The 11,874-nt window shown below is 49.6% G+C and carries 10 protein-coding genes; 6 read left to right on the top strand and 4 right to left on the bottom strand.

Annotated features, from left to right (window positions below; all coding sequences use genetic code 11):
- Positions 1-302: 302 nt before the first annotated feature.
- The 4 genes from ABD07_RS08120 to ABD07_RS08105 all read left to right on the top strand — a co-directional run bounded on the left by ABD07_RS08120 (position 303) and on the right by ABD07_RS08105 (position 4,459).
- Positions 303-1,559 (top strand): MFS transporter, encoded by a 1,257-nt coding sequence (locus tag ABD07_RS08120; RefSeq protein ID WP_160817870.1) that lies wholly within the window; start codon positions 303-305, stop codon positions 1,557-1,559.
- Between the two features lie 202 nt (positions 1,560-1,761).
- Entirely contained in the window at positions 1,762-2,631 is an 870-nt protein-coding gene (locus tag ABD07_RS08115; RefSeq protein WP_160817869.1) for a hypothetical protein, read from the top strand.
- Between the two features lie 207 nt (positions 2,632-2,838).
- Complete coding sequence (locus ABD07_RS08110) at positions 2,839-3,585, top strand: hypothetical protein (RefSeq protein WP_160817868.1); 747 nt, start codon at positions 2,839-2,841, stop codon at positions 3,583-3,585.
- Between the two features lie 217 nt (positions 3,586-3,802).
- Positions 3,803-4,459, top strand: a complete 657-nt coding sequence (locus ABD07_RS08105; RefSeq protein ID WP_160817867.1) for a peroxiredoxin — start codon at positions 3,803-3,805, stop codon at positions 4,457-4,459.
- 100 nt (positions 4,460-4,559) lie between these two features.
- Here the strand turns inward: ABD07_RS08105 and smbP are convergent, their stop codons facing one another.
- Entirely contained in the window at positions 4,560-4,949 is a 390-nt protein-coding gene (gene smbP, locus ABD07_RS08100) for a small metal-binding protein SmbP (RefSeq protein WP_160817866.1), read from the bottom strand.
- Between the two features lie 256 nt (positions 4,950-5,205).
- Here smbP and ABD07_RS08095 point away from each other — a divergent pair, with 256 nt between their 5' ends.
- Positions 5,206-6,705, top strand: coding sequence for a transglutaminase domain-containing protein (locus ABD07_RS08095; RefSeq protein WP_160817865.1), 1,500 nt, complete (start codon positions 5,206-5,208; stop codon positions 6,703-6,705).
- Positions 6,706-6,859: 154 nt separating this feature from the next.
- Positions 6,860-8,188: a peptide-methionine (S)-S-oxide reductase MsrA gene (gene msrA, locus ABD07_RS08090; RefSeq protein WP_160817864.1), complete on the top strand. Its 1,329-nt coding sequence runs from the start codon at positions 6,860-6,862 to the stop codon at positions 8,186-8,188.
- Positions 8,189-8,473: 285 nt separating this feature from the next.
- Here the strand turns inward: msrA and ABD07_RS08085 are convergent, their stop codons facing one another.
- From ABD07_RS08085 to ABD07_RS08075, 3 genes are all read right to left on the bottom strand, one after another.
- Positions 8,474-8,842 (bottom strand): hypothetical protein, encoded by a 369-nt coding sequence (locus ABD07_RS08085; RefSeq protein ID WP_160817863.1) that lies wholly within the window; start codon positions 8,840-8,842, stop codon positions 8,474-8,476.
- A gap of 127 nt (positions 8,843-8,969) precedes the next feature.
- Positions 8,970-9,671 (bottom strand): Crp/Fnr family transcriptional regulator, encoded by a 702-nt coding sequence (locus tag ABD07_RS08080; RefSeq protein ID WP_160817862.1) that lies wholly within the window; start codon positions 9,669-9,671, stop codon positions 8,970-8,972.
- A gap of 236 nt (positions 9,672-9,907) precedes the next feature.
- Positions 9,908-11,689: a hypothetical protein gene (locus tag ABD07_RS08075; protein ID WP_240142477.1), complete on the bottom strand. Its 1,782-nt coding sequence runs from the start codon at positions 11,687-11,689 to the stop codon at positions 9,908-9,910.
- Between the last annotated feature and the right edge of the window lie 185 nt (positions 11,690-11,874).

Genomic DNA, 11,874 nt, shown 5'->3' with positions numbered 1-11,874 from the left:
CGTCAGCCGTCCAACGATTTATGACGTGCTGAAACGTGCCAGACTACAGGAATTTACTCCACGCGACAGCACTAACCAGCGGTTTAAAACATTGCAGTACGGCCTCAAGCGCCTGGCCAAGGTCGAACAAACCATCCAGGAACGGCTCAAGCGAGAAGCCACATAAGAGTTTGAATAATGCTACTCCTTATGAAATACTCAACGCTTATTTCTATCAACCTCTCTGTAAACAACACTGAGATTTCTTACAGAGGGAGTCACGCCTTGACGTGATTGCCCGGAAAATTCTAAGGAAACCGATAATGACCAGCCCCTATCGCCAGCATCGCCGAATACTAGTCGCAAGTCTGGTAGGAACGGCGGTGGAGTTTTACGATTTCTACATTTACGCGACGGCGGCGGCATTGGTGTTCGGGCCATTATTTTTTCCTGCCAGTTCTGCATCCGCGCAGTTGATGCTGTCATTTCTAAGTTTTGGTCTCGCGTTCATCGCGCGCCCTTTCGGGGCGATTGTATTCGGCCATTTCGGTGACCGGGTCGGGCGGAAATCGACGCTGGTTGCATCATTGATGCTGATGGGCGTGTCGACCTTGCTGATTGCGTTCCTGCCAACCTATGCGATGGTTGGATGGGTTGCGCCTCTGTTACTGTGTATTCTGCGCTTCGGGCAAGGGCTTGGTCTGGGCGGAGAATGGGGCGGCGCGGCGCTGCTGGCCGTTGAAAATGCTCCCGAGGGGTGGCGGGCGCGGTTCGGCATGATTCCGCAACTGGGCGCGCCGATTGGATTCATCGCCGCCAATGGGTTGTTCCTGTTGATCGGCATGGAGCTGAGCGAAGCGGAATTTGCCGAATGGGGATGGCGTATACCGTTTCTGGCCAGTGCAATTCTGGTCGGTCTCGGTCTGTGGGTGCGATTAAAAATCAACGAAACGCCCGAATTCGCGCAAGCGCTGGCAAAGGATCCCCCGGTTCCGGTGCCCATCGGCGAATTGATCCGCAATCATGCGCTTGTCACCTTCGCCGGGACTTTCGCGGTGGTCGCTTGTTTTGCGATTTTCTACCTTTCGACCGCTTTTGCGCTCGCGCACGGAACGGTTGCCTTGGGATACAGCCGTGAAGTTTTCCTGACTACCCAGCTTTCTGCCATTCTGTTCCTTGCGCTCGGCATCATCGTCTCGGGTATATGGGCCGATGCAACCAGCGCGGCACGGGTGTTGACATGGGGATGCGCCGCAACCATCGGTATGGGATTACTATTCGGGCCGTTGCTCGGTTCCGGGTCGCTATGGCTGGTATGGATAGCACTATCGCTCGCGCTATTCGTCATGGGCTTTGTCTACGGCCCGCTCGGCGCCTGGCTGCCATCGCTGTTTCCTCCACGGGTGCGTTATACAGGCGCTTCATTGGCTTTCAATGCGGGCGGCATTCTGGGCGGGGCAGTCGCTCCAATCGCCGCCCAGGCGCTCAGCGACTTTGGCGGTACGTCACTCGTCGGTCTTTACTTGACCATTGCAGGACTGTTCAGTTTGGCAGGTCTGAAACTGGCGCGACGGTTTTAAATAGAATAAATTCCCCTTTCCGGGAAGCCAATCAATACAAATCGGAGCATTCCGCGCACGTTTGCTTTTGCGTTTCCTTGGTCACAACGTACAGCAAACGGGAATCCCATATCTTGCGCCACCAGCATGCCCGCTGACACAGTTTGCATTCACAGTATGATATTCTTCCCGGTCATTTTTTAACAAAATTGGAGATCATGCAATGAGAAACACCTTGAAAAATTTTGCCATGGGCGCCTGTGCAATCCTTCTGTCCGGGAACTTCCATCTAGCGTCAGCCGATACAAGCAGCGATACCGAGATACTGCTGAATTGGGCTGAAAATACCTACCCTTCGTATTTTCCAACTCATCAAGTCACGCAGAATATCGATCCCTGGATATTCCGGCATTATCCGGATACCGGGATTTATGCCGGGATCAACAAAAACGACGGTAATGTGTATGTCATGGGCGGACCGTGGGGCGATAATCCGGCAATCATTTCGCCATTAACGGATTTAATCGCTCAGATCAATAATTCCGGCGGCAACGGCGGCATCTCTGCGTGTAATACCGCCAGCGCGCCAGCCGGCATGACCTATACCCAAAGCGGCAATGTCGTCAACGTGACCACCAACGGCCGCTGTATTCCACTGCCAACCAGCAATGGCTTTTGCCAAATACCGCAACAATCTTCCGCTTCAGGCATTTCCATTCTGACGACATCGAATATCACTTCTTCCGCGATTAACGGCATCACGATTACCATTCCCGGAATTCCCAATCCCTTTCAATCACTGGTCAATAATTTCGCCAGCGGCAAGCATTGCACCGTCAACGCACCTGCCGAATCGACCAACCTGATTGTTAACTCCGATATTTGCTTCGACATCACCAACGCACTGGGCAGCTTACCGGAAAGCATACCGGGCATATTAACCATCACTCCGCCGATAACCTTCGCGCTTAAAGATACCGTCACAAGCCAAACCGTCGCCGACTGTTTCGCAACCGATGCGGAAACGATCTACAACGCTTTCACCAATGAAGTATGGATCAAAAAAGACGGCAGTTTTGAAAAAGTGAACTAAAGGATTACACTGAAGCAATCTATCGCCCACCCGGCAAGCTCACCGGCTTCAGACGAACGATAATCCATCGATTAGGTTCGTGGTGAGCTCCGGGTTCTGCGGCTTCTATCTTTTAGAATAGCTAGCTCAATCAGTTGCCCGATTTGGTAAAGCAAATCTCGCTTAGAATATTGCCAACCTGAGTATCTCCGGATTTGTAACCCAGAAATGAATATCCCAGCCGAATATTGGCTGCATCACACCATCTTCTATGCACTGCTGTTTTTAATCCATTATGTGTGTGGATTACTCGTCATTCATCGAAATTTTAAAGTCAATTACACAAGAAAGATCAATCATTTCGCTTTTTTCTTCCTGCCGACTTTGCTGTCGTTAGTGATTGAATATCCCTATAGCGCAGCGACATTTTTCATCGATTTAGTCTGCGCCATTATTTTTCTGACATTTTTTATAGCGCCCTTGCGCAATCGGATCAAGCTGCTGTCCATGATGTTCCGCTCGTTTGACCGGCCGGAAGACAGGCCATTGACGCTGACTTGGCTTTATACCCAGTTTATCGCCAGCTACTTGGTACTCATTCCCTTGCTGGCCTACTTTGAGAGTCATGCGCTGCTGCCGGTGATTATGATCATCATTATTGCCAATGGCATCGGCGACGGTCTTGCCGAGCCGGTGGGAATAAAATTCGGAAAAAGAAAATATACGACTTATGCGCTGTTTACCCAGGAAAAATACGTTCGTAGTTATGCCGGTAGCGCATGCGTATTCATCACAACTTTTATTGCCATTCTGGCTTTCCACTCCTATTTCAGCACAATCCAATTCATCGCCGCTGTGCTCACGGTGCCGGTTTTGATTACCCTGGCTGAAGCTTTTTCTCCGCATACCTGGGATAGCCCGCTCATCTATGCGGTTGGCGGTGCATCGCTGATCGGTATTTTGCATTTTTTGTAATGCGCTGATATCGATTGTTAGCCGTGCATTGGCGGTAACTGCATCGATAAATTGTGGTCCATTCCAAAAAATTTCAAATATACTGTGACTCAGCTTCATGATGGGAGCGATCCGGGATACTCTATTACGCACCGCCCCGATTAGCCCACGCAACCTGTTAAGTATTGAACTATCATCGATCCACACGTTTAATCAACTTAAAACCAAGGAGTTATCCATGTCATTGCGCATTAATGATCAAGCACCCAATTTTCAGGTAGAAACCACGCACGGAAAAATCGATTTCCACGAATGGATTGGAGACAAATGGGCGGTACTCTTCTCGCACCCTAAGGATTTCACCCCTGTCTGCACAACGGAATTAGGTTATATGGCCAGTATCCAATCCGAGTTTGATAAACGGAATACTAAAATCATCGGGCTGAGCATCGATCCGCTTACTGATCATGAGAAATGGCTGAAAGACGTTGAAGAGGTCGGCGGATCGCCGATTCGCTATCCGGTGATCGCGGATACCAATTTGCACGTCGCCAAACTGTACAATATGTTTCCCGCGGATGAAACCGGTTCGGCGGAAGGACGGACTGCGCTGACGAATGCGACTGTGCGCTCGATATTCATCATCGGTCCCGATAAAAACATCAAACTGATGATGACCTACCCCATGACGACCGGCCGTAATTTCAATGAGATTCTGCGGGTGCTCGATTCCATGCAGTTAACCGCGAAACACAAGGTGGCGACACCGGTGAATTGGCAGCAAGGCGACGATGTGATCATCGTACCTTCGGTCAGTAACGAAGAAGCTCAGAAGATTTATCCCGATGGCTGGAAAACACTGAAACCCTACCTGCGTAAAGTAAAACAACCCTGATGCGCTGATCACCTTCACGCTACCCTGTTGAACAACATCGATTTATCTCAACCGAGTTAATCCGACGTATTATCAGGATAGCGTGATCAATCGAATGTACTCATTGCGTGGCAAATTGATGCATCTGCTCCAGCGCATCGGTAATATGCTCTCCGGCGATATCGGTATGCCCCTGTTTGGCGTGGCTGATCGCCTCGACCAAATGCCGGATGGATTCCGTGATGGGTCTCCTTCCCTTGTCGTTTCCGCCTGCTATCGCTTCCGCCTCAGCTTTCTTGGCGTACTCCAGGCTCTTCTCCGCATGCTCAATAATATGCTCGGCATGCGCTTTATGCGTTCTCGCTTTTTCCGCATGTTTGATGGCCTGGATCATCGAATCAACCCCTTCTCCCCCGGATTCCGTTTTGTTTGCATAGCCTGAGGCATTGATTCCACTACTGAATAAAAGCACCCCGATTGCCATTGCTAAGATCGATAAAATATTCTTCATGATATAAGTACCCCACGGATTGTTGATCAAGGTAAAACATACACTACCACTTCTTGCCGGTTAAATACGTTTTTCACCGGAATAAACACCGCGTTCGATATGTTCCGGAATAGCGGATGTGATTAAAATGAATCGGTTAGCGGTGAATTTCCGAATCCGCGATTGTATGAATGCGACAGATCTGTCATGCTGAAAATAATAAGAGTGCCAAGTTAGCTATCCGTTCTGACCACCTACTCGTGAAGGAGAATAAAACATGTGTTTCACATTTTCAAAGATCTCACGGTCACACAACTGGAATTGGGACGGAGAGCGGATCGTCCACGAATCCATCGTTCCTTCATCGCGCCCCCCGGTAGGACACAGCAAAGGCAATTACGATATCGATGTGCGGGAATTCCTGGTAAGCGAGCGCAATGTGGTGATGCGCCGCACCTTGGAAAATGAGATTAGAAAATTCATTGCCAAACTACCGCACGCCAGCTGGGAATTTTTCCGCTCCAGAGATCCAGGATCGTTCGATTTCCGCGCCAATATCATTGCCGAGTTTGTGGCCAAGGAAATCGAATACCTGCCCACCAACGGTCTCGATCCGTGGCAATTTCCGGAGGAAACGCTTGCGCTTAAATCGGGCGATTGCGAGGATCGCGCACTCCTGATCGCATCGTTATTGCTGGCGAGCGGCATCAGTTCATTCAATGTCAGGGTCGCGCTGGGAAAATTCAGAACATGGACTCAAGGAAAACGACACGACTTCGATCATGTCTGGGTCATGTACAAGGATGAAGCCGGTTACTGGCAAGCGATCGAACCGGCTCACGCGAAAAAAATACAAAAACGGACTGAAGTAAAAAAAGATCTGCCGGATAAAGCCGAGTATGTGCCTTATTATCTATTCAATGATGTGCATCTATGGCAAACGCAGCAACCCTCGGTCTATAAAAAGAAAATTTCGGAAGATTTGAAACGAGATTGGTCCAGCCTGCATCCGGAATTCGCCGGGTGGGTTCATAAAAGCGTACTGAATGAAGCGCTTTCAGCCGATGTTTGCCCGCCTTGGGTTTTAAATTCGCTCAACCGGCATTTCACCAGTGTTTTATGGCAGAAAAATCTGACCATCGATGATGTCGACTTACCCGGATCCTATGATCCCAGGGATCACTTCGATAACGGTTACATAGCGGATGGCTGGGATTTAGTCAAAGACCGGCTGGCACAGTTCGAGCAAGCGAGTTTGAAAAACCTTAACGCATTTCATCTCGCCGCGCATGCGATAGCCGATTTTTACGCGCATACCAGTTATGGCCATTTCGGCTTGGTGAGCAATGGAGATTTGCAATTATTCGATCCCGATCAACCGGATGCCGGCCTGCCGCAAAAACCGGAGTATAGTTCAGGAACATCCTTCGATTTTCAGAAATTCTCCCGGAATGCCCTTCTGAATAAAGGCACAGCTGCCGATGCCGCCCAGTATTGGCAAGGAAAAATCATTTCCGGCCGCTATGCGCAAAAAGGCGATACTCACGGCGTCGCCGAATCGATTACGTTCATTCCACCCGATCTGTTGAAAAAGAAAGACTTTCCCGGCCGGGGATTACTGCCGCATCATAATGAGATCGCCGTGGATGAAGACACGCGCGGCAAGGCGCATATTTTATATAGCGACAACAAAATCTATGCCGAACAGTACCGGTTGCGCTACGATGCCGCCGTGCGACATATCCGGGACGCTTTCGTGAAACACTGGAAACCGTAGATTGCCGTTACCCGCCCGTTCAGCGCCATGAAAGCCGATAGCAATTGCCGGGAATGGCGACAATATGCGAGAGTTGCGGCATGAGCCGCCGCCGCACGAACCGAAGCTATCCCGGAATGTCGAAAATTCATTCATTTTGCATTAGAGATAGACTATGAAAGCGATTATTGCGGCAACAATCAGTTTAATCATTGTAATGACAGCATTTGCGATGGAGAAAACCATGACATCCCGTTCCACAGAATCAAACCGGCAAATCAATTCAAATACAGATTACATCGTCTTGGGCATGGGGTGTTTCTGGGGCGCGGAGAAGCGCATGGGAGAAATTCCGGGGGTGCTTGATGTGGAAAGCGGTTACGCAGGCGGCGATCTTCCCGGTGTAGGGTATCAGCAGATTCTGGATCACGAGCGGATGTTACGCTCGGGCCGGGTAACGGCGCGTAACCATGCGGAAGTTATCAAGGTCACTTTCGATCCGGAGAAAGTCACGCTGGAAACCGTGCTGGCAAAATTCTGGGAAAACCATAACCCGACACAAGGCGACCGCCAAGGCAACGACATCGGCAGCAATTATCGCAGCGCCATTTATTATCACGACGAAACCCAGAAAGATCTGGCGCTGAATACCCAAAAAACTTACCAGCAAGCGCTGAACACCGCCGGATACGGAAAAATCACCACTGAAATCCTGCCCTTGAAAAATTACATCACCGCCGAGGAATATCATCAGAACTATTTGCAGAAGAATCCCGACGGTTACTGCGGTCTCGGCGGCACGGGGGTAAAGTATCCGCTCACGAGTCAGAAAAATGCGCAAAACGACGCAGCAATCGCCGATCGCATGAAGCCATTGGACGGTAAGGATTTAAACTTTGCGCAACAATTGGTTATCTTCGAAGCCGAGCATTGCGAGTTCTGCAAACAATTTGACCAGGATATTCTCAGCCGCTGGCAATCGGAAGTACCGGTCGTTGCGACCATGAACGCCAATCCACCAGTCGGCTGGACGCTGGAAAAACCGCTGTTCGCCGCCCCCACCATCGTGCTGTTCCGGAACGGCAAGGAAGTCACCCGCTACACGGGATATAACGGGGAGCAAGCCAATTTCTGGAAATGGCTGGGATTTCAGCTGCTGTCACCGGAACAGCAGAAGGTAGCGTTTGAGCAGGGCACAGAACCGCCGTTCACCGCTACTAACCTGGACGAAAAACGCCCCGGAAAATTTGTCGACCCGATCAGCGGCGCCACGCTTTTTCTCAGCCAGACAAAATTCAACAGCGGCACCGGCTGGCCCAGCTTTTTCGATCCCGTCGAAGGCTCGGTGACACTGCACGACGACAATTCGCACGGTATGCACCGCATCGAAGTCCGCAGCGCCAGCTCCGGCATCCACCTCGGTCATGTCTTCAACGACGGCCCGCCACCGAGCTATAAGCGCTACTGCATCAATGGTAATGTGCTGAAATTTATTCCGGATTGATTTGGTGACTCCGCTGAGTCAACAAATCTCTCGCCTCTGGAGGCGTTTGAAAGGAAAAAACTCAATATCCAGCAGTTTATGTAATCACCCGTATTACTTGAACGAGAAAAAACAAAATATCAGCAGAAGTCTGTATTTTGATAAATTAACTATTCTCATGTAGCCGGTTCTGTCAATAAACATACCCAAATAACCAAGCATACTTTCAAGATTATTTGTTTAGTGGCCGCCTCAGTGGCCACTTACATAACAGTCTTAATCAAATGGTGTTACTGTCGCCGATCTTTATTTAATTTTCTCGTCTCTTACTTCAGCTTGATAATCAGTAAGCATACCAACCACGATAATAATAATACCCATCGCAATATAAAAATTCCTTGCTGCTTCTTCAGTTGAAAAATTAAGGATAAAGGGTGTGGTTATCAATAAGGGGCCAACCATACGTTCAATCCAGCCATGAACGGTAAATGGAATTAGCTTTACTACCCCAAAAGGAAAATCGGAAGCCAAGGTAACAATCAAATGCACTGCAGCAAGGGCATAAGCAAGCATTGCTGATAGCTGGCCTAATCCTAAAAGTGTAGGAGCCAGTAAAAAAATAAAGACTGTCAAAAAATCAAAATAACCGTGCATGCGCGGCGAGATTACTTTCATGTGAATGCTCCTCTATTATTTTTTGGTCACTCCAATAGTGACCGCCATTAATAAATTAATACAGGGCAGTCATCGTGTCTGTTATCTAAACAACAAATCCACAAATTCCTCACTAAATTCTAAGTTGTTAGGGTTGCTGAAATCTGTAAGAATCGACAAGAGCAGCATCATTAATACAAATTTGATCGCGCGTATAATCAAGCATTCCGCGATTCCTGAAATCATTCAAAATTGTGCTCACAACTGAGCGGTTTGCCCCCACCAGATCCGCTACTTCCTGCTGGGTCAAATGGATTTCCAAGGTATACCCATGAGTACATCTGATTCCAAACATCTCAGCCAATTCCAATAATGTCGTTATAACCCGTATCTCAACAGGTTGAGTCAAAATAGTTCTTAACTTTCGTTCTACCCTCTGCTTCCGGACATACATTTCTTCAATGACATACCAAGCCAACCCTGCTTGATGAGACATCATTACTTTAAAATCGCTATAGGCTATTCGATAGTAATTAACTTCGCTCAATGCTTGCGCAGTCTCCTCTATTTCCTGACTGGCAAAATTATTTTGAAAACAACCAATGACATCCCCTTTTTTAACCAGGTCAATAGTAATTTCCCCCCCTTGCTCGGTTAAATGAGAGAGTTTAACAATGCCACTTTTTACCCAGAATAAATTGGAACAACGATCACCTTGACGATAAAGAAAAGTTTTCTTCGGAACATTAATTTCCAGAATGGAGGGGTAATCCTTCTGCAATTGATTCGTATCACATTCAAAAAATTCATTAATCAACCTAGATTTAGCATCGTACGTTATAGATTGCATTTTCAATTCCATTGACATCTAACTGTATTTAATTATGCAATAATTTAGCTGCTTAACGAGCTTAGAAATCGGCATAAAATATGATGTGACAAATCTGACGATTACCTCAAAATCCTTTGCTCACAACGGCATGATATCGAGCGCTACCAGAAGCAGCATTAAACAGGTTGACCGCACTGAGCCAGTCCTCGGACATTCCGGTGTTCGTCAGTTTACTGCTGCGGCAGAATGTTTTCTCACTGCACCGGTCTGCGCGTTTCTCTGAACCAAGTCTGGTATTGCGTCATTTTCGCGCGTTGTTCCGCCGGTGCATGGCGGCGGCAGGTGATGTATTCTTCCGTATCCGGTTGAGCGCCCCAGCGGATTTCGGCGCAGTCGTTGGGGTTGTAGGCCATTTCAAAAGCCGGTTTGCGTGCCAGCACATCCGCTACCGATAGCTCCCACGTGCTGCCGTCGCTGCGCGTGTAGCGGATACTGTCTTCCAGAATGCGTTGCGCGTGATGCTGTTCGATTTGGGCTTTGGCTTGCGCGGGACTTTGGCTGCCGAGGATAAACAATTCCGGGTGACGCAGGATTTTTTCCGGCAAGCCGGTTAACACACTGATCGCAATGATCAGGCGCATATCGCGCGAAGGTGTGGAGTAATCCTCCCACGGGCCGATGGTCTGAAAAATCGCCGCGCCGCTGGGCATCGGAATGACGCTGCGCGGATTCTTGCGGAAATACGCTTCGCCATTGTTGACCGATGTGACGCGCGTTTCGATCTGTTCCACCAGCGCGGCCAATGTCGCTTCGTAAGCTTGTATGGGATCGAAACCGGCCGGATTGATCAGTTTGGCGAGCTTGGCGTAGAAATCATCCGGGGTGAGTTGATCTTGTTCCAATGAGAAAGCCGTAAATTCAGGATGATCGGTCAATTCGTCATTGGCCAGCACCCGCCATTTGCCCGCAGCTGTTTGAATCAACGGACGGAATACCTTGAAACCCGGCCCGGCGTTAGCGGTATTGGCAAACAGCAGAGTGCCTTCCCACACGCGTTTACGTGTGACCGAATTGTCCGGTTGCGCATCGACCGCCAGCAGCATGCCGGGCCGATCTTCGGTTTGCGGCACCCATTCGGCCACGACCAGAATATGGCCGTAAGGATCGGCGTAGACCGTTCCCGGCCAGAGTGTTTCGCGATTCAGCGCCACGGGATATAAATCCGTCACTTCATCGTCGAGCCCGGTGCGCGCCGAACCGGAGTGGACGGCATTGACCAGCTGCCTGCTGAATTTCGTAAAACTGCTCTGCGAGCTGATACCACGGGTAAATTCCGTCATGATGGTGGGTACGCCACAGCGCGGCGGCGTCTTGGCCGAACCGCGCCCGCAGGCACGGAAAGCGACCGGCAAACCAACCTTCCAGGCGAAATAAGCGCGTAAAGTGTACGGTAAATCGGCGCAATCGGGTGTCAGCGGCAATTTATTGTCTTCGCTCAGACCAAGATAATTGTGCAAGAAATTACGCCCAGCGTTGCGCAACACCGGTTCCAGCGATGTGAAACTGAGATTTTCTTCGGGCGGCGCACCGAACAATGCTTCAATCCAGGCGGAATAGAAAGCTTCGGTGGCAAGATTCCATTCTTTGGCCCGTCCCTGCGGATTTGATTCGCTCGCAGTAAACTGATGACACGCGGAAAGCTTACCATCGCGGCTGGCTTCGATACGGTATTGCCCTTCACCGGCTTCCTCCAGCTCACTCAGGAGACTCCAAGGCGGTCCGCCACGGCGATGCGATTGCAGTGCAGTGCGCCGGCCTTGGTTATCGACCAGCGCCAATGCCGTAACCGGCCCATCCGTCGAAACGGCCATGATCTTGACCGGCTCGCCGGTTTTGGGATTCAGCGGCGAGATCCAGATATGCGTCGCGCCGGTTTGTTCACAGGCGGCATCCTCAGCCAGTGCGTACGCAATGCTCGCCCAAGCCAGACAGCAAGCAAGAAAACAATTCATGAAAAAGACCGGCAAGCTTCTCATCCGCATTCTCCAGTAATTCACAAGCGCGCTTCTAAACCCTCCGTTAGGGAAGCTCTGAAAAAGGTAGCGAGCAATGATCAGGCAAGGCGAAATCAGGTGAAAAAGCGCAATTTACATCGAGTAAATGAGCATTTTGAGCTTGATTTCAACACAGCTTGAACGAGCACAGTCATTTTTCAGAGCTT

The sequence above is a fragment of the Nitrosomonas oligotropha genome (assembly GCF_009833085.1).
Classification (GTDB): domain Bacteria; phylum Pseudomonadota; class Gammaproteobacteria; order Burkholderiales; family Nitrosomonadaceae; genus Nitrosomonas; species Nitrosomonas oligotropha.
Note: the sequence above shows the minus strand (reverse complement) of the source record. Positions and strands in the feature narration are given on the sequence as shown.

Bases quoted from the DNA above. Each gene is read 5' to 3' on its own strand.
- ABD07_RS08120 (WP_160817870.1), top strand. From the start codon at position 303: ATGACCAGCCCCTATCGCCAGCATCGCCGAATACTAGTCGCAAGTCTG.
- ABD07_RS08115 (WP_160817869.1), top strand. From the start codon at position 1,762: ATGAGAAACACCTTGAAAAATTTTGCCATGGGCGCCTGTGCAATCCTT.
- ABD07_RS08110 (WP_160817868.1), top strand. From the start codon at position 2,839: ATGAATATCCCAGCCGAATATTGGCTGCATCACACCATCTTCTATGCA.
- ABD07_RS08105 (WP_160817867.1), top strand. From the start codon at position 3,803: ATGTCATTGCGCATTAATGATCAAGCACCCAATTTTCAGGTAGAAACC.
- smbP (WP_160817866.1), bottom strand. From the start codon at position 4,949: ATGAAGAATATTTTATCGATCTTAGCAATGGCAATCGGGGTGCTTTTA.
- ABD07_RS08095 (WP_160817865.1), top strand. From the start codon at position 5,206: ATGTGTTTCACATTTTCAAAGATCTCACGGTCACACAACTGGAATTGG.
- msrA (WP_160817864.1), top strand. From the start codon at position 6,860: ATGAAAGCGATTATTGCGGCAACAATCAGTTTAATCATTGTAATGACA.
- ABD07_RS08085 (WP_160817863.1), bottom strand. From the start codon at position 8,842: ATGAAAGTAATCTCGCCGCGCATGCACGGTTATTTTGATTTTTTGACA.
- ABD07_RS08080 (WP_160817862.1), bottom strand. From the start codon at position 9,671: ATGCAATCTATAACGTACGATGCTAAATCTAGGTTGATTAATGAATTT.
- ABD07_RS08075 (WP_240142477.1), bottom strand. From the start codon at position 11,689: ATGAGAAGCTTGCCGGTCTTTTTCATGAATTGTTTTCTTGCTTGCTGT.